General features: G+C 48.2%; 16 protein-coding genes and 1 pseudogene. 7 read left to right on the forward strand and 10 right to left on the reverse strand.

The features are described from left to right. Nucleotides 1–85: 85 nt before the first annotated feature. From ON05_RS35145 to ON05_RS35160, 4 genes and pseudogenes are all read left to right on the forward strand, one after another. Nucleotides 86–2,737 carry an ATP-binding protein gene (locus ON05_RS35145; protein WP_175307222.1) on the forward strand — a complete coding sequence of 884 codons (2,652 nt, stop codon included), beginning with the start codon at nucleotides 86–88 and terminating at the stop codon, nucleotides 2,735–2,737. A 184-nt stretch (nucleotides 2,738–2,921) separates the two neighbouring features. After that, entirely contained in the window at nucleotides 2,922–3,293 is a 372-nt protein-coding gene (locus tag ON05_RS35150) for a cyclic nucleotide-binding domain-containing protein (protein WP_010474263.1), read from the forward strand. A gap of 718 nt (nucleotides 3,294–4,011) precedes the next feature. Then, nucleotides 4,012–6,852: a cation-transporting P-type ATPase gene (locus ON05_RS35155; RefSeq protein ID WP_010474262.1), complete on the forward strand. Its 2,841-nt coding sequence runs from the start codon at nucleotides 4,012–4,014 to the stop codon at nucleotides 6,850–6,852. A 219-nt stretch (nucleotides 6,853–7,071) separates the two neighbouring features. After that, nucleotides 7,072–7,632: pseudogene (locus ON05_RS35160) on the forward strand (hypothetical protein); the annotation flags it as partial. A gap of 497 nt (nucleotides 7,633–8,129) precedes the next feature. Here the strand turns inward: ON05_RS35160 and ON05_RS35165 are convergent. The 3 genes from ON05_RS35165 to ON05_RS35175 all read right to left on the reverse strand — a co-directional run bounded on the left by ON05_RS35165 (nucleotide 8,130) and on the right by ON05_RS35175 (nucleotide 10,934). Then, nucleotides 8,130–8,699, reverse strand: coding sequence for a hypothetical protein (locus tag ON05_RS35165; RefSeq protein ID WP_010474260.1), 570 nt, complete (start codon nucleotides 8,697–8,699; stop codon nucleotides 8,130–8,132). 225 nt (nucleotides 8,700–8,924) lie between these two features. After that, nucleotides 8,925–9,299, reverse strand: a complete 375-nt coding sequence (locus tag ON05_RS35170) for a tyrosine-type recombinase/integrase (protein WP_010474259.1) — start codon at nucleotides 9,297–9,299, stop codon at nucleotides 8,925–8,927. Between the two features lie 9 nt (nucleotides 9,300–9,308). Further along, nucleotides 9,309–10,934 carry an IS1096 element passenger TnpR family protein gene (locus ON05_RS35175; RefSeq protein WP_010474258.1) on the reverse strand — a complete coding sequence of 542 codons (1,626 nt, stop codon included), beginning with the start codon at nucleotides 10,932–10,934 and terminating at the stop codon, nucleotides 9,309–9,311. 60 nt (nucleotides 10,935–10,994) lie between these two features. Here ON05_RS35175 and ON05_RS35180 point away from each other — a divergent pair, with 60 nt between their 5' ends. After that, complete coding sequence (locus tag ON05_RS35180; protein ID WP_010474256.1) at nucleotides 10,995–11,354, forward strand: type II toxin-antitoxin system RelE/ParE family toxin; 360 nt, start codon at nucleotides 10,995–10,997, stop codon at nucleotides 11,352–11,354. Then, on the forward strand, nucleotides 11,323–11,625 hold the full coding sequence (locus tag ON05_RS35185) for an addiction module antidote protein (RefSeq protein ID WP_010474254.1): 303 nt from the start codon (nucleotides 11,323–11,325) through the stop codon (nucleotides 11,623–11,625). Before ON05_RS35180 ends, ON05_RS35185 begins: the two co-directional genes overlap by 32 nt. A 468-nt stretch (nucleotides 11,626–12,093) precedes the next feature. On the opposite strand, the gene ON05_RS35190 is transcribed toward ON05_RS35185, so the two are convergent. Beyond that, nucleotides 12,094–12,444, reverse strand: a complete 351-nt coding sequence (locus ON05_RS35190) for a hypothetical protein (protein ID WP_010474252.1) — start codon at nucleotides 12,442–12,444, stop codon at nucleotides 12,094–12,096. A 179-nt stretch (nucleotides 12,445–12,623) separates the two neighbouring features. On the opposite strand from ON05_RS35190, the gene ON05_RS35195 reads away from it, so the two are divergent. Beyond that, complete coding sequence (locus tag ON05_RS35195; RefSeq protein ID WP_010474250.1) at nucleotides 12,624–13,346, forward strand: hypothetical protein; 723 nt, start codon at nucleotides 12,624–12,626, stop codon at nucleotides 13,344–13,346. Here ON05_RS35195 and ON05_RS35200 read toward each other — a convergent pair. The 6 genes from ON05_RS35200 to ON05_RS35225 form a co-directional block, all read right to left on the reverse strand. After that, the gene (locus tag ON05_RS35200; protein WP_029315235.1) at nucleotides 13,312–14,130 is read right to left on the reverse strand and encodes a TniQ family protein; all 819 of its coding nucleotides are present in this window, start codon (nucleotides 14,128–14,130) and stop codon (nucleotides 13,312–13,314) included. The two genes, ON05_RS35195 and ON05_RS35200, sit on opposite strands and share 35 nt — an antisense overlap. Further along, nucleotides 14,120–15,220: a TniB family NTP-binding protein gene (locus tag ON05_RS35205; RefSeq protein ID WP_262562703.1), complete on the reverse strand. Its 1,101-nt coding sequence runs from the start codon at nucleotides 15,218–15,220 to the stop codon at nucleotides 14,120–14,122. The genes ON05_RS35200 and ON05_RS35205 overlap by 11 nt, the downstream gene beginning before the upstream one ends. Next, nucleotides 15,217–17,940 (reverse strand): TnsA endonuclease N-terminal domain-containing protein, encoded by a 2,724-nt coding sequence (locus tag ON05_RS35210; protein ID WP_010474246.1) that lies wholly within the window; start codon nucleotides 17,938–17,940, stop codon nucleotides 15,217–15,219. Before ON05_RS35210 ends, ON05_RS35205 begins: the two co-directional genes overlap by 4 nt. A 297-nt stretch (nucleotides 17,941–18,237) precedes the next feature. Beyond that, the gene (locus tag ON05_RS35215; protein ID WP_396151038.1) at nucleotides 18,238–20,505 is read right to left on the reverse strand and encodes a tetratricopeptide repeat protein; all 2,268 of its coding nucleotides are present in this window, start codon (nucleotides 20,503–20,505) and stop codon (nucleotides 18,238–18,240) included. Nucleotides 20,506–20,654: 149 nt separating this feature from the next. Further along, nucleotides 20,655–21,752 (reverse strand): TIR domain-containing protein, encoded by a 1,098-nt coding sequence (locus tag ON05_RS35220; RefSeq protein WP_010472366.1) that lies wholly within the window; start codon nucleotides 21,750–21,752, stop codon nucleotides 20,655–20,657. Between the two features lie 135 nt (nucleotides 21,753–21,887). After that, nucleotides 21,888–25,769 carry an NB-ARC domain-containing protein gene (locus ON05_RS35225; RefSeq protein WP_262562705.1) on the reverse strand — a complete coding sequence of 1,294 codons (3,882 nt, stop codon included), beginning with the start codon at nucleotides 25,767–25,769 and terminating at the stop codon, nucleotides 21,888–21,890. Between the last annotated feature and the right edge of the window lie 174 nt (nucleotides 25,770–25,943).

The following is a 25,943-nucleotide window of genomic DNA, read 5'->3' on the forward strand; positions in this document are numbered from 1 at the left end:
TTCAAGGCAGCTCAGGAGTTCTGAGAAGTTTTTACCTATGTGGCTGGACTCACTCCAACATTGGATCAAGCGAGCACTACGGTCAATGGACCCTCGTCGAAGTCTCAAAGCCCGCTTACTGTTGGTCACTTTTGGGATGGTTCTACTGCTCTCGACGGTGTTAAGTCTAGTAGTGGGCCACATCAGCACGGAACAACTAGAAGCGTCGGCCAATCAATCTTTAGAGGAGCTGGCCTTTCAAGTGGCCGATAAGCTTGATCGCGGCATGTTCGGGCGCTATCGGGATTTGCAAATCCTTGCCAGCCTTGATGTGTTGCGTCAGCCGAGTGCCTCAGTAGCCGCTGAGCGGAAGCTGTTAGAACAGCTTCAAAAGTCCTACCCTAATTACGCTTGGCTGGGGGTGGCGGACCCTGCAGGTATAGTAAGAGTCAGCACTGGAGGACTGCTGGAGGGAGAAAGTGTTGCCCAACGTGCGTGGTTTCAGGTGGGACGGAAGCAACCTTTTGTGGGCGATGTGCATGAGGCATTTTTGCTGGAAAAGCTGCTCTCAAATCCCACTAATGAACCACTCCGGTTTGTGGACTTGTCAACTCCTCTGTTGGACAAGCAGGGTCAACTTCAGGGCGTTCTCGCTGCCCATCTAAGCTGGGAATGGGCCAAGGAGATCACCCGTCAGCTCATCAACCCAGAGACTAAACACAATCGTGCTGAAATCCTGATTGTCAGCCAGGACGGATATGTGTTGCTGGGACCAGCAGGTGTTCAGGGTGAAACATTACCGATCACTCTGCTAAAAAACTCCAACACGAATCGGACAGGATATTTCATTGAGTCTTGGTCCAGCCAGGGGGAGTTTGTGACTGGCTTTGCCAGTACTAAGGGCTATCTCGACTATCCCGGACTGGGCTGGATTGTGCTGGCCCGTCGATCGGTGGCCCAAGCCTTTGCCCCAGTTCGGGCACTACAGGCAAAGGTTTTGGGTTGGGGATTGGGTATCGGAATGCTGTTTGCATTGCTCAGTTGGTTGATTGCACGTCGCATCTCGTTTATAACGCTTAAACTTACCGCTGCTGCTAATCACATTCAGCAAGGTAGCCCTGATGAGACCTTACCGACCATTGGGGGGCGAGATGAGTTGGCCCAGCTCTCGCGATCGCTCAGCCACATGGTCAATATGCTACAAACCCAGCGGCAGAACCTACTGCTCGCTAATCAACATCTCCAAGATGAGCTACAACAGCGCCAGCTGGCCGAACGTAAAATCAGGGAGCAGGCTGCATTGCTAGATATTGCCACCGATGCAATTTTCGTGCGGGATTTAGATCATCGCATTGTGTATTGGAATAAAGGGGCACAGCGCATCTATGGATGGTCAGCAGCAGAAGCCTGCGGCCAAAATGCAATCACCTTCCTCAATCAAGAGCATTCCCCTGAGCTTGATACCGCCATGCAAACTGTTCTCGAACAGGGCGAATGGCAAGGGGAGCTAGAAAAAGTGACCCAATCGAAACAAGTAATCGTCGTTGATAGTCGCTGGTCGTTGGCCCGTAATGCAGCAGGTCAACCTAAATTTATCCTCACTGTTGATACAGACATTACTAAACAAAAGCAGCTTGAAGCCCAGTTCCTGCGTGCCCAGCGGCTAGAGAATTTAGGCACCCTTGCCAGTGGCATCGCCCACGATCTCAACAATATTTTCACCCCTATCATGGGTTCAGCGGGTCTCCTACCCATCACTTTAGACCCAGCAGACAACAAGAGCCGTCGCTTGGTGCAGATGCTCAACGATAGCGCTCAACGCGGCAGCGAATTAGTCAAACAAATTCTAGCCTTCGCACGGGGGGCCGAGGGGAAATTCATGTCGCTCCAGGTCGGTCACCTATTGGCCGAGATTCAACAGATCATCAAAAGCACGTTCCCAAAATGCATTGAACTGCAGGCCAATATTCCCAACGAGTCCCTGCCAATGGTGTTAGCCGATGCTACTCAACTCCATCAGGTATTGATGAACCTCTGCGTGAATGCCCGTGATGCCATGCCTAACGGTGGCATTCTAAGTCTATCGGCCAAAGCAATAACGGTGGATGAACACTTTGCGAAGATACATGTTGATGCAAACACTGGGGAGTATGTCGCGATCACCGTTGCTGATACGGGCATGGGCATACCACCCAGGTTACAAGAGCGCATTTTTGATCCCTTTTTTACGACCAAAGAGATCGGCCAGGGCACCGGATTAGGACTATCAACGGTGAAGGGCATTATCAAAGTTCATGGCGGATTTTTGAGCCTTTACAGCGAAGTGAGTCGAGGAACAACCTTTACGGTGTTTATCCCTACTGAACTTGGCCCTGAGACAGAGACACCTGAATCTCCTGAACTTCGAAAGGGGCAGCGGGAGTTAATTTTGGTGGTCGATGACGAAGCGCTGATTCAACAGATGGCCAAGAGCACATTGGAACTCTTCAACTACCGAGTGATTACGGCTAGGAATGGGATAGAAGCGATCACCCAATATAAACTCTATCATCCCGACCTCGTCCTCATGGATATGATGATGCCAGAGCTAGACGGACAAGGGGCGATCTCAGCCTTGAAGGACATCAATCCGCACCTCAAGATCATTGCCACTAGCGGACTGATTGCTGAACAACCCGCTGCTTCCAGTGTTGATGCCTTTTTACCCAAGCCTTATACGCTGCAAGAATTGCTTCATGCTCTTGGTACAGTTCTCTAATGTCTGAAGTGATCAAAGCTGTAATGGACTGCCATGCGTCTATGAAAACTTTTATTCTGGAGGAAGCAGACCCAACTGATACAGCTAATATTTAACCTGCACATAACTCAATTCTTAGATAATTGCCCTTAAGTTGGTCAGAGCTATCACGATTGAACTGACCGCTCTATAAGGTGAGGATGCTATGTTGAAGCCTGCTGAAACTATCGCCATTTTACAAAAACAGCCTGATGCTCAGAGCTTTGCTGCTGGTGAGGTGATCTTCACTGAGGGAGAAACTGGTAATGTGATGTACGGCATTCTGGAAGGAGAAGTCGAGCTATTGGTGGATGGCAAGGTAGTAGAAACCATTATTAGAGGCGATGTGTTTGGTGAAGGCGCTCTAGTACATGTTGATCATCAGCGGCAGTCCACCGCAATTGCGAAGACTGACTGCAAGCTTGCCTCCCTGGACCAGAACCGCTTTCTATTCGCCATTGAGAATACTCCTATGTTTGCCATTGAAGTAATGCGAAGTTACTCCGATCGCCTGTATCGCTTTAAGCATATTTCGTGAATCCGCCTGCTACTGACAAGTACTTCTTCAGATAGCTCTGGTGTCAAGCAATAGACTTCACATAGAAAAGAGCTGGGATCCTAATTAGGTGTTTTTCACTTACGATTTCTTTCCAGCTCACAAGATTATAGCGGATCAACAAATTAGCAACATGACCCACCACTGCTCAGGGGGCAAATGTGGACATTGTTCAATTTTCAGGAAGTCAGGGGAACACTTTTTGTACTAGACAAAAGCCTAAAACTCTTGTCTAGTATTAGTTCTACGCTATGACATGGATCCAATAGTGTTACCTGCAATTGAACCATGCCAGATTTTGCAGTATCGAGCATGGCTCATTCGAAATAACAACCTTTTTGGATTAGGGGTATGGTTGCCTAAGCCTTCCTACACAGGAATAGGTTTCAGAGAAATGACAATAGCATCTGATGGCAATCCTTGCAATCTGCGTATTTAGAGAATACAACTGCGGTGGTAAAACTGTCTCAGAAAGACGACTGTCCCTCATAAATTCCTCAACTTTTGACCCTATGTTGCCCATAGCGTTAGCCCATGGTTCAATCTTTTCTTGTCTGGACTAGAAGAATGCCATCGTCGAACTACAGGTGGAGTGTGGAGCTTTCAGTTTGTTACTGAACCATTTTGGTTTGGTGTTGATTCTCTTATTTTCAGTGACCTACCTTAGGAGCCAAAGTGCTATGTATCGCGTAAATAACAGATGAGTGCGCCCCCGATCTGGTCGCTGTCGTCAGAAGCTGTTGTTGAGACGCTGCAAACCACAATCCAGGGTTTATCTTCTCAAGAGGCACTACACCGCCTTAAGCACTACGGTGCCAACGAACTGCCTGAACCAGCCCATCGTCCCCTGTGGTTGCGGTTCACCGATCAGCTCACCCATTTCATGGCGTTGTTGCTTTGGGTAGCTGGAATTTTGGCCTTTGTGTCCGGCACGCCTGAACTCGGCTGGGCAATCTGGGCCGTGATCTGGATTAACGCCATTTTCAGCTTTTCTCAGGAGTTCCAAGCAGAACGAGCACTGGCAGCACTGAAAGGAGTGTTGCCTGCTCAGGTAAAGGTCTTCCGAGATGGCAATTTGCGGGTGATACCAGCCCGTGAGCTGGTGCCGGGTGATGCCATGCAGATTGAAGAAGGCGATCGCATTTCCGCTGATGCCCGCCTAATCTCAGCTCAAAGCCTTTATCTCGATGTTTCAGTTCTCACAGGCGAATCCCTTCCCGTAGCGAGAGAAGCGACATCCGTTCCAGCTGAGGGGCATATCCCCACGACGGGTAAAGTCCAACCTGCTGAAATGACTAACCTGGTGCTGACAGGCTCCACCGTTGCTGCTGGTCGTGGACTCGCCGTGGTCTATGCCACTGGTACTCGCACCGAATTTGGCCATGTGGCCCATCTGACCACCACCGTCAAACGGGAATCGAGCACCTTAGAGATCCAAATCGCCCGGATTGTGCGGGTGATTACCAGCATTGCCTTAGGGATGGGCCTCACCGTTTTTCTGCTCAGCTATTTTCTGGTCCACATGGCAGTGGGTGAAAGTTTCATCTTTGCCATTGGTATTATTGTCGCTAATGTACCTGAGGGTCTGTTGCCAACCGTGACGCTGGCTTTGGCGATCAGCGTGCAGCGGATGGCTCAACAGAACGCTCTGGTGCGTCGCCTCTCGGCGGTGGAGACCTTGAGTGCCACCACCATTATTTGTACCGATAAGACTGGCACCCTGACCAAAAACGAGATGACGGTGCGCGTCTTGTGGATTCCATCCACTGAGGTTGAGGTGTCTGGGACTGGGTATGAACCCATCGGTGAAGTTCGCTGTGCTGGCCCTGCCCAAGCCCATGTGAATCTGCTGTTGGCCGGAGGGGCGCTATGTTCCAATGCCCGCTTGATTCATCTCACCAGTCCAGCTCAGGGTCAAGCAACACCCGTCTCTTCCTGGCAAGAAATTGGCGACCCCACCGAAGCGGCACTGTTAGTAGCAGCCCTAAAGGCTCAGCTAGTGCCAGAGGCGCTACAGCACCGTTCTCCTCGATTGCGGGAAATACCCTTTGACTCTCGGCGGCGGATGATGACAGTGGTCCTTGATTGGCGCTTGTCTGAACTGTGGCCCAATGAGTTGCCTTACCTCAGCTTCACCAAAGGAGCCCCCCTAGAGGTGCTACGCTGTTGTGGCTCCATTCTCAACAATGGGCAGGTCCACCCCCTATCGAAACAGGAGCGGGATGCGATCGCCGCTGCCAATGATCAATTCGCCAGTCAAGGTTTCCGCGTCTTGGGGGTGGCAGTCCGCAAAGGGGACCATGAACTTCTAGCGCAAGACCCACAAACCTTAGAACAAGACCTCACCTTCTTGGGGTTGGTGGCCATGCAGGATCCACCTCGGCCCGAAGTCGATCTCGCCATCGATCGCTGTCATCGGGCTGGGATTGCGGTAACGATGATTACTGGGGATTATGGGCTAACGGCGGCGGCAATCGCCCGTAGTATTGGCTTGTCTACGGGCAAAGCCAGGGTGATCACTGGTGAACAACTAGAGCATCTGTCAGCGGCTCAATTACGGCAAATGCTACATCGCAAGACAGGTCTGATTTTTGCACGCGTGGCCCCTGAACAGAAACTGCGGCTGGTGCAGGCGTATCAAGATCTGGGTCAAGTGGTAGCCGTTACGGGGGATGGGGTCAACGATGCGCCTGCTCTTCGCGCCGCTAATATTGGCGTGGCCATGGGCCTCAGCGGTACAGATGTGGCCCGAGAAGCTGCAGACATGGTCCTCACGGACGACAACTTCGCCACGATTGTCAGTGCTATTGAGCAGGGACGAGCCGTGTACCAGAACATTCGCAAGTTCATGACCTATATCTTGACCTCGAATGTGCCCCAAATCGTCCCGTTTTTAGCGATGGTAGCCTTCAAAATTCCACCCGCGCTCACGGTGCTGCAAATTCTGGCGGTGGACTTGGGGACGGATATGGTACCCGCACTCGCTTTAGGGGCCGATCCACCAGAACCCGGCATCATGCATCAGCCCCCTCGCTCCAAGCACAAATCGCTGCTGAGTACTTCATTACTAGCCCGTGCCTATGGCTTTCTGGGTGTCATTGAGGCGATCGCTGCGATGTTGGGCTTCTTTACTGTCTGGTGGAGTCAAGGCTATACCTTAGCTGAGTTACAACAGGTAACAACGGCAATTTTGAACCATACGGCTGATGCTTCCACCCTGCAAGTCTATCGTCAGTCCACCACTGTCACTCTGGCCGTGATCGTCGCCTGCCAGGTCGGTAATCTTTTCGCCTGCCGTTCTGAATATTTCTCCATTACCAGGGTCGGCTTTTTCAGCAATCGGTGGATTGGCGTCGGCATTGCGACGGAATGGGTCGTGCTGCTTCTGCTGCTTTACGTCTATCCGCTCAGGGAAATTTTCGCGACCGTTCCTCCCACTCCCCAATATTGGTTCATGTTGTTGATGTGGCCCCCACTCCTCTTAGGACTGGAAGAATTGAGGAAGTATGCAGTGCACGAATTCAAAAGAGGTGAACGGTAGAGGTAGCAAGGCTTTGAGTCCCTTGGTTGCTCACAAATTCCTCAACAATCTCATTTAAGATCACAGTAGCAATCTCAGTGAGACTGCCTGACAGAAGTATCAGATCTTGGGTGTTTTTGCATACCCCCGAAAAGAATCTATGCAAAAACACCCGTCTAGTAAAATAGCTGCAATTGCTCAGTATGATTTCAAGCTAGTTTCTTCATCAAGGCTAAGGGAGTGCCCAAAGTTTCAGACATTGGCGGTAAGCGTTTGTTGGGGCTTGCTCCTGACGCTTGGGCACAATGGGTGACTCAACAAGCTGATGTCGTCGCCCTCGAAATCCTGGGGTCTGAATTTCAGTGGGTCAGCCGAGCAAATGATGTGCTCATGAAGGTGCGAAGTCCCATTCATGGCGAATTTCTCATTCTCACGGAACTGCAATTGCGCTATACGGACAAAATGCCTTTGAGGATGCGAGCCTATGCTGCTTTAGCTGAGGAAACTTACGGCTTGCCCGTCTATCCCGTTTTAGTCAACATTTTGCCCCCTTCTGCCAAAACCGTCGTCAGGAATTGCTTTGAGTCCAACTTTCTGGGTCTCCAGGCTCGACAAGATTACTGTGTGATAAATCTTTGGGACGTTGAAGCTGAGATTGTGTTTGAGCGTTCCCTGGATACCTTATTGCCCTTTGTGCCGATTCTCAAGAATGGTGGAAATCAGCAGACTGTCAGGCGGGCCTTGGTGCAGTTGCAACTGAATGAGGATTTGGTTGAGTTAGAATCATTGTTAGGGTTCTGGCCTAATTGCAGGGTTGCTGACACCAGCTGCAACGAAGGCTAGAAGCCATGCAGAAAAAGGATTTCAAGCCTTAATATTTCTCAATATTCTTTAGCTTTTGGTGGAAATTTGGTTTCTGATCTAACGAATTTACGTTTTTTCAGGCCCCTAAAAGTGCTTGATTGCAGATGGTGTCAGCAACCCTGCAATTGGGCCATGTTGTAATTCTATCAATTCTTGTACGACAGCTCGATACAGAAGCACTTCGAATCACTTCACTTTAGCAAGTACGTCGTATTCTTTCTTGTCTTTTACGACTATATACAGAAGTCGCTCAGCTAAAAATATCAGCCCTGAGTAGTCAAAATTGGGGTATCACAATTGATCTGGTAGGTTAATTGCTTCTCTAAAGCTATACTCTATATACCTTTTATGGATTGCCCTCACTGTCACTTAATTCGAGGTTTTCCTCCCCCAACAACTCCGACAAAATCCCGGTCAACTCTCTCTAAAGCTCCTTAAAAAGTGTCAATCAGGGGTTTTCGTTCTAGAAGCGGTTTTGCCTGGTAGAGAGGTGTGAGCACAAACAGATGGTTGCACCTGGACTCATCGAATTCGTCATCTATGTACTCATTGTCTTCGGCCAACACATCAAGACTATAGATACTCAATACATATTCTCCAGCAGGAATAGTGAACAAGGCACCTGGCTCCTCGTCAGGATCAAAGTCGAGGGAGAGTCTGAGGTTGTTGTAACTTTCGATGGCGAGCTTACCTGACGGAAGGTTGAGATAGGCTCGCTGTACTGGCAAGCAGGTGCCAAATGCTTTTTCCTCTGCATTACTCAAAGGCTCTCCTACTGACAATTCAATAGTTATCTCATCGTCTTGCTGAAGCCCATAGACCACTAGAAGACCTTTCTTAGTGACTTCAAAAAGTTCAGAATTAATATCGCTATTTCCATATCCTTCAAGAATGGATGGTGAAATGGCTCTTATCGATTCCTGACTTTGGTCATCATAAAAGAATAGGACAAGGCCATCATTGTAAAAGCCCGCAGTCAAGGAGTCTGGTCGAATCTTTTGCATTAAGTTAAGTCGGGGTGACTAACCAGCTATCGCTGACAATCCAATAACTATACTAAGATCTTTCATCAACCAGAAGTCGTTATCCATGACTCCCCTCTTATCCAAATTTTGAAGAAATTGCCAGCTCTCAGTAGCCATAATTTGGGAATTGCCACTATCTTGATACGCTATTGCTTGCCCTAAGCGATGCTCTGAATAGCTTTCATGAATTGTCCTTACTACTAATCAACCCAAATCCTCACCCAACAACCCCGACAACACCCCTGTGACCTCTCCCTGAAGATCCTTCCGATTATCGTCATAGCGTATAACTATTTCTGGCTTGGCATGGCGAGAGAGCTGCTGAACGGCCCGGACATTCCCGCCCGTGGCATCCAGCGCTGTCGTAATCGAGGAATGCCTAACCCGGTGTGGTGACATCACCTTACTGATACCCGCTTCCGTGGCCATCTTCCTGACCACCTTATAATTAGATGTCGTTGATAGCCGCTGCCCCCAATGCACGATATCCAGGGCTACAATCAGAGGGTCATCCTCTTCCAAATGTTTCCGAGTCGATAGCCAAACTTCTAGTGCGATCGCACTCACAATCCCAGCCATCCCCAACTTCTAATCGCCATAACCCACCGTCCCAATCTCAAGCTCCCTCAGAGTTTGATTCACTTCCGCTAAATCAAACAATTTCGGGTCAAAATCACTGCCGAGCCATTCCATCTGCTCCTCGTACTCGGGATGTAAGGGGTTCTTCAAAATCCCCAGTAGATGAACATACCCCCAATCTCCACCACAGTCTTCCGGTGGGCAGGCCCGTTTCCCGGTCAGGCAAACGGGGTAGGTTTGCCCTAACTTACTTGCTAACTTTTTCTCAACCTTGATTTCGTGTTGCCACATATCTCCGAAATCGTAAAGGTAGCCAAATAGGAATAAGTCATCTCCAAGCAACTCTGCTAACGTGATGGTCTCGTCCTCACTGATAGTGAACTTGTGAAGGTGGTAATCTTCCCACCCCATCACAACTTGCAACACAGTATGGAGTTGAGCTAGCGTCGTATTCTCTGGGACTTGAATTCGCCGCCAGACTTGAGGTCTTACTCCCAACAGCGTGATTTTCAGTTGGTAGACACTGGATACCTCATTCAAGGGCATCCCTACAGAAGTAATCTTGGGCCAGTTCAAAGGTTCTTCAACAATGGCCTCCAGTTGAATACCCTCCGGTTGGCCTTCGGCCACTCCATCCCCAGGTACTTCCCCATGTACTTCATAGAATTCCTGCTCTGCCTTTAGCTCTATTCCTCGATCCGAGTACCGGACAAAAGACTGCTCTGAAGCATGTCGGGTAATCCGCCGAGCCAGAACCGAATCCATGTCCTTCATCACCAACCGAGTGGCTAGGGTATGCCGTCCCCGGTGTGGATGGGCATTTTCCACTTCGGCAATCTCAGCGATTGCTTTGAATATTTTGTAGATGCCCCAGTACTGTAATCGCTGCCCCTTGCTGTTATTGGAGTGGGAGACAAACAACGGTGAATTATTTCCCAGAACATCCCCCTGCTGCTCTCGCCATTGCTTGTACTGATCAATCGCTTTACGGGCTTTCTTCAACAAGGGTACGGTGCCCACACTGTCTGCTTTGGCGACTCGGATGGTGATGCGCTGCCCATCATAGTCCCCGACGTTCAGCCTGTGAATCTCCGATGCCCTCAGCCCATGATCAATCAGGTGCAGCAAGGCCCGATCTCTGAAGGTATGGAAGCCGCGATCGCAAATCGCCTGATAGAGATTATCGACTTCATCCTGGCTAAACTCCTGGGGTAGCACAGGATCGGCCTTGAGCTTTTCTAGGAGCAAAGTCGGGTCTTTGGGGATGTAGTCTCGGACGGTCAGCCATTTAAAGAAGCTCTGCAATGCGGCCAAGTTACGGTTAATGGTCGCGTTCTTTCGGAGTTGGCCCCGTTGATTGGGTTCCACCTTCAAATGGTTTTTGTACCGATCCAAGTCCCTGGCTGTAATTTCATGCCATCCCTTATCGGTCCAGTCCATGAACTGCTTCAAGTCCCGTTCGTAGGCTTTGCGAGTGTTAAAACTAATCTCACGAGACCTCATGAACTCTTCTACACGCATCCATCGCAGATCTGCTGGGGTGTTTTTGGGGGGTTGAGTCCGGGATCTGGCAGCATTGATGGGGGTGGCGGCCTGGTCTGCCAATACCGTGAGCTTTACTTCAGGGATGGTCATAGATTTCACACCTCGCAGTTAACCAAAACATCGACCAGCTTGTAACCTACAAGATACAATATGGAGGTGATACCCAATGAACGCATCCTCAAGAAACTAGAAACTTCTGAAGGGAAGATCCCTTTTGATGATTGGTATTTGAATCTCTCAGACAAAAAGGCTAAGGCGATTATTGCTGCTCGACTCATTCGGATACAAACCGGAAATATGGGGGATGTTCACAGCCTTGGCAGTGGCCTCTTTGAGTTTCGCATTCATTACGGACCTGGGTTTCGTATCTACTTCGCAGAAGTACAAGGAACATTGGTCATCCTTCTTGGGGGAGGGACAAAGAAAACCCAAAACAAGGATATCAAGCAAGCTATGACACTATGGAACCTCTATCAAGATGAAATTGAAAGATATATCAGAGACCTTTAAAGATGATCTAAAAGATCCTGAGTTTGCTCAATTCTATTTGGAAGAAGCCCTTAACGACGGATTCCCAAATTTTCTCGTTGCGTTACGACAGGTGGTACAAGCCCAAAAAGGGATGAGTACCCTAGCCAACGAGATTGAGATGGGGCGTGAGAGCCTGTATCGAAGTTTGTCTGAAGAGGGGAACCCCCAGTTTGTCACCGTCGCTAAAGTGATTGAAGCATTGGGATTGAAGTTCAGTATCAGCAGTGCCTCTGCTACCTCTCCTTCCTAGCATCCAGATTTCAGAACGGCCAATCACTCCCCCAAAACCTCAAAACTGCGATTCAAACCCCTGCCCCTGACAGCAGGGGTATTTTTGTGACAATTTCTACTCCAAATAATCCCTCTTATCTGGATTACATTAAAACTTACACTAAAAAATGACCATTTCACTCTCAACTCTAGAATTCTTGCCACGATTTGTGGTTTTAAACATAAGTTGACCACCTAGGACAGCTTATGGTTTAAGACCTGACCAATTGACTATTTATTGAGTATCAATATATTGAAAGATTCGTACTAATTATTTGGTCGAAATAAATATATGGATGGACGCGTGTTCTGAGTGCTCTGGTCTATCTGCAATATGCTAGGAACCTAAATATACAGGTAGAATTGACTCATAAATTGAGTCAGCAGGATATCGTTGGCTAAATATTGCAAGAGGTCTATTAGTAGAATTTGATATTCTGGATATTATTTACTTGGATATCTCAATATCCTTTAACTCCCAGGTATCAGTACCAATTTTATTTTTTACTTCAACATAATAACGATTACGGATTGTTGCACCAAAACTATTCTGTGCGTCTACATAAGCCCATACTTTGTGCCTACAGTTTCCCTGATATTCAATGTTCACATCTTTACTTGATGTATATGGAAATTCAGCAGTACCAGGTGATTTCAGATGTTTTTTTACAAAACTCTGAGACATGACAAAGGCAGTTGTGGTATCTGCACATGCCTCTTCGGGAGAGCGGCTACAACCCAGAGTTAGTATTGTGATCAAGATAAAACTAGAACCCACACTAATTGGCCAATTCTTCATGATCCATTCCCCCTGAAAAAATAACCTAGTTAGCGTTTACTATATAGTTCCCTTAGGGAGTGTAGTGTTAGCATCCTGATACGATGAAATTATTAGAATTTCAGGTGACAGATAGAGCTCAATGATGTTGTTAGATATCGCTTGACAGAGATTTCACTAAATTAATTTCGTTTGGCCTTATGTTTCCTAAATACTTAGTAATTCCCTTAGCTTCATTGTTTGTGTTTGGATGTGCTCAGCAAAAACAATCATCCGAGAAAGCACCAGTAATTTCAAATAAGCAATCACCACAAGCTCAGGTTAGTAATGCTGCCTCTAAATTTTCTGATGAACAAACTTCTTTTACACAGGTTGGTGAGTTAGAGGATATCTCTACCGCAGAAGCTAAACGAATGACTATTCGCATCAAGGTTCCGCTTGGGAAAACCAAGGAAGAGTTAGCAGCTACGTTAGAGCGAGCTGCTAGGGAAGTACAAGAAAAAACTAAAGCCAATGCGGTAAGTGTTTTCGCTTACAGACCTCAAGACAAAACAGATGGTGCTTACAGTGCTGGCATGGCTGAATATGCACCCAATGGGGAATGGGCTAATGCCGCTCAATCTGGGCCTATGCAAGTTAAAGTTGAGTTAAATGAACTTTACTTTGCAGCACCAACTAAGAGGCTTTCAGTTAATTCTGTGATTAAATTGAAAGCTGACTCTGCAGAAGAAAAAATTGGTATATCCAGGGAGTTCGGAAGTTGGCTGGAAGAAGACATCATTACCTATGTTCCTATAGGAACAGAAGCTAAAATTATTGAAGTCAAATCTCAACCTTTAGGCTCCTCTGAATTAGTACGATACCAAGTTAGTACTGACGGAGGGCGTGTTATTGGCTGGGTTCATGAGTGGAACGTAAAGTAGTAACCTTTGGTGGAAGGAAATGGATTTGAGCTTGGTATAGAAGCTCCTTATAGTTATCTATCCAAGATAATTGATGTTCTAAAGGGTCACGCATTAAATTGGTCCATTCAATTAAGGAGTCAGTTTCTTGACTATTAGAAAACTGCGAGTAACTACCTAGCCAACTATGACAGTTCGGGCAAAATCCTAGGTATAGTCTTGCAGTAATCACTGAGAACTGCCGTTGGCAAGAAGGACAATTACTTATTAGCTGTTGATGTCTGTGTTGTGGGCACACACCTAGAGCTTCCACCAGCCAAATGAGTGGCATAAAAATCACTCGCTCAGACTGTCGCCATTCTTCTAAGCATCTCGGGCACCATGCATGATACTTTCTCATATGTCTGTCGTTGATGATAGAAGCCGCTTCACGGAGTAATGATAAATCTCTTAAGTCTTGCCTCAGTGTTAATTCCTCCAGTGATTGAATAAGGGTTTCTGCCAAGATCCCTCTTACCTCATTGTTTTTGATAAGGGAACTGTCCGGTTTGAATAATTGATTAATTCTGGAGCGCCAGCGAAAAGTGGGAAATCCTTTCTGCCACATTAGAGGGACTATTTCTCTGATTATCAACTGACGAACAGTGACACAGTGATAATTGGCTAGACGAACAATATAACCCGATAGGCTTTCAACAAAAATAGTACCAATTCCAATGGGTTCTAGATGAAACAAACGACTACGACTCATTACCGTTGGCTTTTGTAAATCCCAGAGTTCAGTGTTGGCTGCACTATCTTGCACTTGATCCACCTCCAGTAGGATCTCGCTTGGGGTTTCGTTTTCCCACACGGCCATGCTTACTGTTAGGCTTTGTTGTCATGCCTGGAGCAGCAATGTTTGTACTTGATAATCCATTGTCTTGAAACCGACGCTCTCCAGCTTGGGCTTCTTCATGGAGTTGTTGGCGACGAGCTGCAGAATACTCTGACTGCTTCAAGTACTTCATCTTTAGGCTGTTTGACTCTTCCAGTAGTGCACTACGCAATGCTCTCATTAGCCAAGTTTTGAGAATGCCAATACAGCCAATGGAGTAATCCATAAGATAGTCGTAGTGCTTTTCCAACTGAGATTTATGTGCCAAGGGAAAGTGACGTTGAAAAGTATGAATGACCCGGATAAACTCAGTAACGTCCTGCTCAATATCGCTTTGGTATCGAGATAAATGGATGTCAGCGCTTCTACGACTGAGCTGTCCACTTAATTTTGAACAGTTGAGTAGTTCGTATGTGCCAAATAGGGCGTGAGTTGTGCCTGAAATATTAGCTAAGGATTTAATCCAAGTCATTTGCTGCAGCATCTGATGTGCACCGGCAGTCATCAGCAAATGATGTGCTTCGTCCACCATAAATGTCTTTACTTGGCGAAGACGTAGTACATTCTCCAAAGCCCGTCGTTGAGCAGCAGAGTTCTTGCTGTGGTGAATAGGGTCAGCTTGATGTTGAATGCCATAGCTGAATTTATAATCGGCCATGACGTCCCCAATCGCTTCTAGAGCACGAATGTAATAGTCACGGTGACTGAATTTACTCTGCTCGGCTGCTGCAACTTCCATACTCGCAACGGCAACTTGCCCTGGATTTGCCTGAAGTTCTGGTAGATACTTTTCTAGCAAAAGGTTCTCTGCCCGGAGGCGTAGGGTAGTTTTGCCCACCCCAGTGGGGCCAACGATGAAGAGAATAGAGATATCGGCTGGCTCTTGCAAATCAAGAAGCAGATGATCTAGCGCTGTTTGTAGATGACGATGTGGAACCGTGATCCCTTTGAAGTATTTCAGTTTTTCCGCTGAGGATTGCTGAAGGAGTGCAGTAGGAAACGCAGGGCCTGCATTCATCTCCATAGCTCCTCATTGGCATAGGGCTGAATATGTTCAATGTCAATCTTGACTGCAGTTGTGATTTTGGGTCGGCTTGGCTGATCACTATTCGTGACCTCCTCAAATTCATGAGTCAGTGGGTGTCTATCAGCTATATCTGCTGGTTGTACATTGGACTGAAGTTGTGCTTGCACATCTTTAGTGGCAAGGTCTTTCAATCGCTGCAATTGGGTAGCCTCACTCACCTCGGTCGATGCTAAGTATGTAGCAATCGTTTTAGCTCGCAGGGGTACTTGTTGATTTTGTAGTTGGGCCTGTTTTCTTAATTCAGCACTAGCAGCTTTGATCTCTTTTACTGAACGTCCTTGGAAGAGGGCATGGTATTCAGAGACACAACGAACCCAAGCCTTATTGACATAGGCAAACACTATACTCATATCAAAAGGGTCATAACGCACGGGAACATCTGTGCCCTCGACATTCGGATTGAGAAAGCAATCATCGATAGCCCAGTAACTAAGGTAATTGACGCAAATTCCTCGATTTGCCTGTACCCGTGCAGTTCCCTTAGATGTTGAAGGCAAGGTAAGAACTTGAAAAATGGAATCGTTCATAACTCGTTGTTGGGGACGACTGCCACTATTACTCATCCCTGCAGCAAATGCTGCGCGTGGGCTTTGGCCCAGAGCAGGATGGCGAAGTTGGTCATATATGTCGTAGGTATACTGGCAAAAATGGTCATAGAGTTCACCTAAATTCCATACCGCCTGGGACTTAGGAGAGTTCTTGCGAGTGACCTGCCTGATTTGTTTCGTGATCTGAGTATTGCCTCGTAAATTGTGAAGGAATTGAGTGTTTGCAGTGCCAAAAAAACGTTCTATCACTGAGCCAAATCGGGGATGAGCGGGTGGTCGCTGTTTTTTAGTGCAATTAAACGTCGCTAGCAATGTCTCAAAATAAATGCTGTCAAACTCCGCACCATGATCTACCACAATGGTCTCTGGGAAGCGTTCGTAGCGCTGAACGCAAATTCGCAGCACCATCATGCAAGCACGATAAGAAGGACTGTCGAAACTTAGGTAGATTGCCAGTACACGTCGAGAAAAAGCATCCAGTAGAATGGTTGCCCAAGGTCTACCTAAAAGTTCTCCAGTCCGAGAACAAACCAACTCAATATCAAGTTCAGTATGGTCGATGTGGCAAATTTCAAAGACCCGGTCACCATGAGATGGAGTACTCTGTTTCAACTCCCAATAAAAGGCGGCTTTTTGATAGGCTGCTTTTGCGCCTTTCCGTTTTTTAGTTTGTCGATACTGATCTCGCTGTTTGAGGTATCGATAGAAAGTAACATGGCTGGGACAAAGATCTGGTCGTCGAGAATGCTCCCACTCACGCAGAAGAATACCATATACAGCCATCTTGCCTTTTTGTTGAAGCGTTTCGTAGTGATCATCAATAATTTGGTCAATGAATTCCCACGCATCCTTAGACACTCGGGAGAGGTGATTTCCCTTGGCGTTGTGATGGGGTAACAGGCCAACGTAACCCCAATTACAGATCTGCTGAGCTGCCTTGAACTGACGATGCCATCGTCGAAGAGTTCGGGATGAAACCACAGATGAGTCTAGTGGTTTTCCTTGTAAATAACCTTCAAGGATCCGATAGCGGTCATTAGCAATTCTGAGATCATCAGGACTTGCTTGCAGAAATTCTTCCCAGAATTTGGAAGAGCTATGCTGCAGTGGATTTTCCAGAGCGACAATAGCTCGTCGTTGCAATAGGCGATCTAGCTCAGTATGAGTTAGTTCAACTAGCCCATCATCGTTCCGCAATACAATCGTTGTCCCTCCCGCATGAGCAATCGTTACTGGCTTGCCATCCCAAGTCAAAGGAGTGGTGATATCCAGCCCAAAAGCCTGGAGAGTATCGAGAGGCTGCCAAGGTGGGGCGAGTTGGAATGCCTCTGCCGTTTCTAGATTTTGGTAAAGTTGGACCTTATTAGGTTCTGTTAGGGAAACGGCGCGTTGATCTGTATAAACTGCACCTTTAGCAATGAGGGCATTGATATCATCTTGACTTGCTGTATGGATAGATTGAAGGAGTTGAGCTACCGTAATGCCTGGACTCCCAGTAACCTTGTCAATAAGGTTTGCTTCAAGAGCTTTATCGACAGAATAGCTGCCGTCACGATAGCCTTTCAGAAATTGGCGATTCCGATATTCAACCCAGTTAATTTCATGATCTAATCTCAGCTGATAGGAAATTCCATACGTTTCTGCACTTCTTTCTGCTGGGGGATTTTGCCAATGACCGTTGTCATCAAGATAATAGTGGTGTGGTTGCTTCTGGGCTAATTCTTCTAGCTTCTTTTCAGTCTTCCACTCCTCTAGGACAACGTTTGTTTGCCGTAGAACTAAAAAGTCTGGAACGTGCTTGCAACGGATGAGACGTCCCTTTGATGACTTGAACTCAATCTCTAGTTGAATAGGTTGGTCGTAATATTCCAACACCTCCTTATCGGCTTCGTAGGCTTCAATAGCAGGAAGTTCTACCTTATGTGATTCAAATTGAATAGTTTTTCCCATCTTATGACTGGGATATTGGCCGCACACATTTGAGCGACCACCCCCAACTCGGCGTACAGGTTCTGATGTGCGGATTTGAGAAACTAGGGTGCGAGTAATTTTAGATAATTTAAGCTGGGAACACCAAGCTTCAAAATCTGAATCACTAAGCATGATGTATTACCCAACCCTACTTACCTATCGTTCTGTGATTGATCTTGAACTGTTTAACTTAAAAAAAGGACTAGATTGTTGGCATCCTATTTCGCTGGGTTTTCGGACAACTTATGGTTAAAAGTAAGCTTTAGTAAAGCTTATCATTCGTGATAAGCACTTCAGAGGAAGGGGTCGCTAAACGTAATAATCAGCCTTTCAGCCTTTGAGTGGCCAACTTATGGTTTAAAAAAACGGACAAGTTTTGTTTAAAATTACACGATTGACTTTTGGATTTCTGATGCTTGCTGGGGCCAGCTAGAGCAATGACTCTAAGTTCTTTCGGACAACCAAAGTAGAAGAATGTTCGGGACCTAAGACGACTTCTACAATTCTTAGAGCTTGCCGTAGGTATGGGATAGCTTCTTCATACCGTCCTTGTTTCTTGTAGAGTAATGCCAGGTTATTAAGGCTAAGAGCGACATCGGGGTGTTCGCGGCCCAAGAGCTTCTGTCTCATCTTCAAGGCTTGCACGTAGAGGGGTTCTGCTTCGCTGTAGCGCCCTTGCTTGTTGTAGAGTCCTGCCAGGTTACTGAGACTTTGAGCAACATCGGGGTGTTCGCGGCCCAAGAACTTCTGTCTCATCTCCAAGGCTTGCACGTAGAGGGGTTCTGCTTCGCTGTACCGTCCTTGCTTGTTGTAGAGTCCTGCCAGGTTATTGAGGCTTTGAGCAACATCGGGGTGTTCGCGGCCCAAGAACTTCTGTCTCATCTTCAACGCTTGCACAAAGAGCAGTCCTGCTTCGCTGTACCGTCCTTGCTTGTTGTAGAGTCCTGCCAGGTTATTGAGGCTACGAGCGACATCGGGGTGTTCACTACCTAGGAGCTTCTGTCTCATCTCCAAGGCTTGCACGTAGAGGGGTTCTGCTTCGCTGTACCGTCCTTGCTTGTTGTAGAGTCCTGCCAGGTTATTGAGGCTAGTCGCGACATCAAGGTGTTCACTACCTAAGAGCTTCCGCCTCATCTCCAAGGCTTGCACATAGAGCGGTTCTGCTTCGCTGTAACGTCCTTGATTGTCGTAGAGGAATGCCAGGTTATTGAGGCAAGTCGCGATATCGGGGTGTTCGCTGCCCAAGAGCTTCTGACTCATCTCCAACGCTTGCACATAGAGCGGTTCTGCTTCGCTGTAGCGCCCTTGGTTGTCGTAGAGTCCTGCTAGGTTATTGAGGCTACTCGCAACATTGGGGTGTTCGCTGCCCAAGAGCTTCTGACTCATCTCCAACGCTTGCACAAAGAGCAGTCCTGCTTCGCTGTACCGTCCTTGCTTGTTGTAGAGTCCTGCCAGGTTATTGAGGCTAGTCGCGACATTGGGGTGTTCGCTGCCCAATCTCTGTCGAGTTTGTTCTAAGCATTTTTGTCTCCAGGGCAGAGATAAACCATAGTTCCCCTGCCCTTCATAGAATCGACTGATGCCAACATAGGGCCATATCAAGTCATCGTCATTTAGTGAGTCAATCCATTGATTTATCAGTTCCTCTAAGTGAGGAATACTCGCACTCATCTGGGTAATCACATCAATCGTTGGGCTGTCATCAATCTCCTGGGCTGCAACTACCATTCCTCGGCAATAGTTTGCTTGAAGAGATTCCCCCTGATCAGGACGCTGATTTAATTGAATCCGAAAGTACTCCTGCACAATTTGATGGAGCTGGTAAGTACCCTGGTCTACTCGTTTGAGTAAGTTTCTAGCGATTAAACCTTCATCTCTAGTGTCTTCTAAGTCATCTGGATCCTGTTCCGACAGGCAGCTTTCAACCAAGGTCCAAGGAATAGGTGCAACCGCAAACATCCCTAGAAAGCAGGCCAGTTCTTGTTCTGCCTCACTCAGCTCTACCCAGCTTAATTCCAACGCAGCAGCGACCCCAAACTGTGCCGTCATTCCGGATGCTGGAGTTGTCAGAGCTTTGGCTTCCAATCGCTTAGATTCAAGTCGCTCGATCAGTTTTTGGAGGGACCAGTCTGTCTTTCTGGCTAGATACCGACCCACTAACTCTAGTCCTAAGGGTAGGTTTCCTACCCATCTACATAAGGCTTGGGCATCGTCGAGCTGAGGATCAATGCGCTCGTCTCCAACTAAGGTTCTCAGGAGGGATAAGGCACTCGTATCGCTCAGTTCTGTGATGGAGAGGGAATGAACGGATAGACCTAAATCCTGACGGGTTGTTATGAGAACTTTATACCGTGGATCTGATGGCGGTAAGTACGGTTGAATGGTCTCAAGGTCCATCACATCATCAAAAATAATCAGCACCTTTCCGGTGGGCCAGTGTCCCCAGATATAACTCACTTGTTGGTCTTCATCGAATCTATCCGGGAGGGCCAGTGCCAACTTGGTCCGGGCAAATTCGATAATTTGGGCGGATAGCTCCTGGCCTTTCACGCGCAACCAGCAGAGTCCACCCGGATAATGACCCAGATCGAGTTGGGAGATGGCATATTGCAGGGCAAGTTCTGTCTTTCCGATCCCACCCATACCTGCTAATGCGGTGAGGGCTATTGGATTGTTCTTTTGGAGGAGCTGGTGCAATTCCAGCAGCGTTTGGTCACGACCGACAAATTCAACGACACCGCTGCGAGGGAGGTTATGGGGAGGACTTATCTGGGAAGATGACGAGGTTTCTGATCCCTGACTCTGATGACTCTCCGATGGTGGACTGAGTCCTGACGAAGAGTTGTCTACTTTTTTGTCAGGGTCTCTACCGCCCTCCGTATCCCGTTGACGACATCCAAGAATGCTTCATCGCGATCAGCCCATTTCGTCACGGGCTTGGCATCTTTAGGGAGTACCTCAAGCTTACTGAAGGGTGACCCTTGCCAATCACAGGGACGCAGAATGATAGGGATGACTCGGGCTGTGCCTTCGTTATGGCGGTCTATCGCTCGTTGCATCTCAATGTCGTAGCAATAGTCAGAGGCCATAAAGGGTGCGCTGACCAGTAGCAGAATGATTTGAGCAGATTCTAGGCGATCTTTAATTTCGGTTTCCCATTCTTCCCCGGCTTCAATCGCCCGATCATGCCAAGCTGCAATTTTCCCCTGGCGTTTCAGATTGGAGAGATGGATGACTAGCTCTTCTCGCAAATCATCGTCTTTATGGGAATAGGAAATAAAGACCTCTAAGGGGCCATCGGCTTTTGGACTCATGGGAGAAGGTGCGGGTGTTGGAGGAGTCTGAGCCTTGGGTTGATCCTGATTCTTAGTTTCCTCTGTAATCGGCTTTTTGATCAGAACCGGGGTGAGATGGTCTTCAATGCCTTCCATGCGGATAGCGGCACAGCCCAACTTAAAGGCAAACTCCACATCTCGTCCAGAACCGAGGGCATCATAGAATCCCACGGCAAAGGAGATCGCCGCTTTATCCTGGATCGCCCGTTTCATCCCGATCACATAGGGAATATGTTCTGAGATGGCCTTCGCTTGCACCTCGGTATAGCAGCCATTGAGGACCACACAACGCAGTTGATCGGCGAACAGGCTAAACAGGTCTGCAATCGCTTCACCACTGACCAACTGGGTGTTGCCACTGACATCCTCAAAGACTAAGCCCTCATCCCCTTCCCCATGGCCTGAGAAATGAACGATCTGGGGATTCAAATCCAGCATGGCCCGCTGAATATCACGGGGACGGACCGCCAGGCGCTGCTCAAGCTGAAACTCATCGCGATGTTGAGCCCGCTGTAAACCCTCATCAATATCCCTTAACTCCTGATCCAATCGGAGAGGCTGAGTATCTTTGGGATTCGCAGCGAGGAAGAGAATGGTTTGGGTAGTCATGATGGCAGGACAGATAAATTCGGGCAGAGATAGTGGAACGCTCAATGATTGAATTGCGACGTGGATAGCCTTCGGTTCTGAGAGAGCACCCCAAACGTTGAGGCAGGAATTGAAGGGATATTAGAACGGTTTAAGTCATGAGATGACCTCCCTGTCATCTGAAAAGCTGGGGCCTTCTAACCGCAGAAAGTAAAGCTGCCCCCCAGAATCTCCAGCAATGACGGTGCGACCATCAGGTGCGATCTCACAACAGCGAAATGAGCCTTCACCAGTAAAACTCATCGTTACTCTACCCGTCGCCATTTCCCAAGCAATCACTGTTTTATCTAAAGACGCAGAGACTATGGTGTGACCATCGGGGCTGACACTTAGGCTTGTTACATAGTCGGTATGGCCGCTGAGAGTGCGCAACTCTTGGCCCGTCGTCAACTCCCATACCTTCAGGGTCTGGTCTCTAGATGCGGAGACAATAGTCCGACTATCAGGGCAAATTCTCACGCCTGTGATAAGGGCAGTATGTCCTTTGAGGGTGCGCAGCTCCCGGCCCGTCGCCAGCTCCCAAACTTTTAGCGTATGGTCCCCTGACGCGGAGACAATAGTGTGACCATCGGGGCTGACACTCACCCCAGTGAGATAATCAGTATGCCCTTTGAGGGTGCGCAACACTTTACCCGTCGCCAGCTCCCATACCTTTAAGGAACTGTCCCAAGATGAGGAGACAATAGTGTGACCATCAGGGCTGACACTCACCCCAGTGAGATAGTCAGTATGGCTACTAAGGGTGCGCAGCTCTTGGCCCGTCGTTAACTCCCATACCTTCAGGGTTTGGTCCCAAGATGCGGAGACGAGGGTATGACCGTCGGAGCTGATACTTACTCCAGTGACAGAACCAGTATGCCCTTTGAGGGTGCGCAACACTTTACCCGTCGCCAGATCCCATACCTTCAGGGTCTGGTCCCCAGATGCGGAGACGAGGGTATGACCATCAGGGCTGATACTTACTCCATTGACATAGTCAGTATGGCTACTAAGGGTGCGCAGCTCCTGGCCCGTCGCAAGCTCCCACACTTTCAGCGTATAGTCCCCAGATGCGGAGACAAGGGTCCGACCATCGGGGCTGATGCTCACATCCGTTATAAGGGCAGTATGCCCTTTGAGAGTGCGCAGCTCCTGGCCCGTCGCAAGCTCCCACACTTTCAGCGTATGGTCCCAAGATGCTGAAACAAGGGTCCGACCATCGAGGCTGATACTTACTCCATTGACATAGTCAGTATGGCTACTAAGGGTGCGCAGCTCCTGGCCCGTCGCAAGCTCCCACACTTTCAGCGTATAGTCCCCAGATGCGGAGACAATGGTTCGACCATCGGGGCTGATGCTCAAGCCATAAACAGAGTCAGTATGTCCTTTGAGGGTACGAAGCTCCTCGCCTGTCGCCAGATCCCATACCTTCAGGGTCTGGTCCCAAGAAGTAGAGACAAGGGTTTGACCATCGGGGCTGATGCTCACGCATGTGACTGTATGAGTATGTCCTTTGAGGGTACGAAGCTCCTCGCCTGTCGCCAGATCCCATACCTTCAAGGTCTGGTCACTGGAAGCGGAGACAATGGTTCGACCATCGGGGCTGATGCTCAAGCCATTGACAGAGTCAGTATGTCCTTTGAGGGTACGAAGCTCCTCGCCTGTCGCCAGATCCCATACCTTCAAGGTCTGGTCACTGGAAGCGGAGACAATGGTTCGACCATCGGAGCTGATGCTCAAGCCATTGACAGAGTCAGTATGTCCTTTGAGGGTACGAAGCTCCTCGCCTGTCGCCAGATCCCATACCTTCAAGGTCTGGTCACTGGAAGCGGAGACAATGGTTCGACCATCGGGGCTGATGCTCAAGCCATAAACATAGTCTGTATGTCCGCTAAGGGTACGAATCAATGCTCCCCCAGCCTGGTTTAGATGTGGGAATAAACAACGTATCCATGACTCACTTTGACACTGAGCTAGTGATTGGTTTAAAGATTTCAAACTCAGTGATTTCTGGCTAAGCAAGCGTCCATAGAGCTGACTGCGAAGCTGCTCAGGATACTGATTTATTACATGGCTGGATAACCGCAACCCACTTTGGACTATGTTTAGGTCTTTGTCCTTGGGTAACGTTTCATAGTCCAATAGCAGCGCATTGATATCGGTGACTTCCAATTTGCGTTGCATCCAACGATAGTCCATGAGTAATTGGCGTAACTCATCGGTGCGTTCTGCCTGCTTGAGGTGATGGGCTAAATGCTTATAGAAATACCCATCCTTCGGTCCACAATGCCATCCCTCTGGACAGCTCTGCTGATATGCCTCCAGAAGTTGCTGATGCAATGCCTTTTCGTCGGCTTGCTGAGCTTGTAAATAATCCTGCTGTAAGTCATGGAGGCTGACTTGCCGCTGGGGGTAGTCCCCCTCTAGCCGCAGCATGCCTTTACTCGATAAGGTCGTTAGGATTTTGCCCGCATCTCGCTCCTTTAATGCGCCCGTATATTGCCATAGGCGCACAATGACTGATTCAGGTATCAATTCATCGGCTGGAAATACTGCCAGTTCTTGATAGCGGTCGGCAGCGATGGGGTTGGTTTCTTTTAAGACTGTTGCACTGACATGCAGGGCTTTGAAGACATCGGGGTAGGAATAATGACTGAATTGTTTTTGGATAAATTCAAGATCTGAATCTTGTAAGGCACTGAGAATATGGGGCCAAGGGGTTAAATCCCGCACCATTGCACCACATTGGGCCAGGGCTAAGGGTAAATTTCCACATTCTCTCGCTACTGCCTGGGCTTGAGAAGGCAGATCTGAGATGGGGAAGCCCACCCAGGCAGCTAATAACTCCAGTGCCTGGTCGTCATTGAGTACAGAAAGGGAAAAGTCCGTGGCTCCTAATCCCGTGATTAATTCTGAGTCACGGGTTGTGACCACCAAGGTACTTTGATGTCCCAGGACATTGAAGACTTCAGCATCAGGGATGCGCCAGACATCATCTAGAATCAAAAGACTTTGGCGTCCTTGCCATAGGGATTGAAGTCGGTTTTTTCCTTCATTGATATCTTTAAATACCTGGCGTTCTCCACAGAGGGCTTCTGCTAGATCGGTTTGCTGGGCCAGCAGGTTGGGTTCTATCCCCACCGTTAGCCAGTAAATCCCATCGGGGAAGGCTGCTTGGACTTGGGGGTCATAGGCTAGGGCTGTGGCTAATACCGATTTGCCAATACCGCCCATTCCCTGGACACCAATGCGTTGCTGGTGCCCCGTCATCACCACGGGCTGGGCTAGATTGTTGAGGACTCTCTCTCTCAGAGCTTTTAGGGTCTGAGGACGAGGTAAAAAGTGGGGGGGTAACTCTGGCACTCTCCAACGCTTTTCAGGGGGCTGTTGTTCAGAAAAGGGTTGAATGGGTTCGGCTTGAATACTGGACTTTTGGACTAAGACTGGGGGGTGGGATTCGGGGAAACCCTCGATTTGGATGGCACTGCATCCCAACTTAAAGGCAAATTTAATATCTCTGCCTGCACCCAAGGCATCGTAGAACCCCACGGTAAAGGCCAGGGCCGCTTCATTGCTGATGGCCTGCTGCATACCCACGACATAATCAATATGTTGAGCGATGGCTTGAGCTTGGACCTGGGAATAACAGCCATTCAAAATGACGCAGTGGATATCCTCAGCAAACAGAGTAAACAAACCTGCGAGGGCTGCACCTGTGACGAGTTTGGGATTGCCTAATTCATCTTCAAAGAAGAGTCCTGCTTCACCTTCTCCCCGACCAGCGAAGTGAATTATCTGAGGCGTTTCATCCAGCAATGCCCGTTGAATATCTTTTGTGCGTACATCCAGGCAAGGACATAGAGTGAACTGATCTCGATGCTCAGATCTGCGTAACCCATCTTTAATGTCGCGTAATTCTCGTCCGACTTGCCGCAATCCATCAGGGTTGCTGGCAAGGAATAGGATGGTTTGCTGTTCTGGTGGGTCCGGACTCGTCATTCAGCGTTAATCTATGGGATATTTTGTTGTCTCTTTTCCATTGGGTTGAGCGTTTAGAACTGACGGTCTGCAATAGATTGCGAATGATGACGGAGCGCTTGTTTGAAATTTAATTTAATCGCATCTAAAATTATCGGCACTTTTGATATGCTTTACGCAATTATTAAGTATATT

Source organism: Acaryochloris sp. CCMEE 5410 (assembly GCF_000238775.2).
Classification (GTDB): Bacteria; Cyanobacteriota; Cyanobacteriia; order Thermosynechococcales; family Thermosynechococcaceae; genus Acaryochloris.

Coding starts and splice junctions, on each gene's coding strand:
- ON05_RS35145 (WP_175307222.1), top strand. CDS start 86: ATGGACCCTCGTCGAAGTCTCAAAGCCCGCTTACTGTTGGTCACTTTT.
- ON05_RS35150 (WP_010474263.1), top strand. CDS start 2,922: ATGTTGAAGCCTGCTGAAACTATCGCCATTTTACAAAAACAGCCTGAT.
- ON05_RS35155 (WP_010474262.1), top strand. CDS start 4,012: ATGAGTGCGCCCCCGATCTGGTCGCTGTCGTCAGAAGCTGTTGTTGAG.
- ON05_RS35165 (WP_010474260.1), bottom strand. CDS start 8,699: ATGCAAAAGATTCGACCAGACTCCTTGACTGCGGGCTTTTACAATGAT.
- ON05_RS35170 (WP_010474259.1), bottom strand. CDS start 9,299: ATGGCTGGGATTGTGAGTGCGATCGCACTAGAAGTTTGGCTATCGACT.
- ON05_RS35175 (WP_010474258.1), bottom strand. CDS start 10,934: ATGACCATCCCTGAAGTAAAGCTCACGGTATTGGCAGACCAGGCCGCC.
- ON05_RS35180 (WP_010474256.1), top strand. CDS start 10,995: ATGGAGGTGATACCCAATGAACGCATCCTCAAGAAACTAGAAACTTCT.
- ON05_RS35185 (WP_010474254.1), top strand. CDS start 11,323: ATGAAATTGAAAGATATATCAGAGACCTTTAAAGATGATCTAAAAGAT.
- ON05_RS35190 (WP_010474252.1), bottom strand. CDS start 12,444: ATGAAGAATTGGCCAATTAGTGTGGGTTCTAGTTTTATCTTGATCACA.
- ON05_RS35195 (WP_010474250.1), top strand. CDS start 12,624: ATGTTTCCTAAATACTTAGTAATTCCCTTAGCTTCATTGTTTGTGTTT.
- ON05_RS35205 (WP_262562703.1), bottom strand. CDS start 15,220: ATGAATGCAGGCCCTGCGTTTCCTACTGCACTCCTTCAGCAATCCTCA.
- ON05_RS35210 (WP_010474246.1), bottom strand. CDS start 17,940: ATGCTTAGTGATTCAGATTTTGAAGCTTGGTGTTCCCAGCTTAAATTA.
- ON05_RS35220 (WP_010472366.1), bottom strand. CDS start 21,752: ATGACTACCCAAACCATTCTCTTCCTCGCTGCGAATCCCAAAGATACT.
- ON05_RS35225 (WP_262562705.1), bottom strand. CDS start 25,769: ATGACGAGTCCGGACCCACCAGAACAGCAAACCATCCTATTCCTTGCC.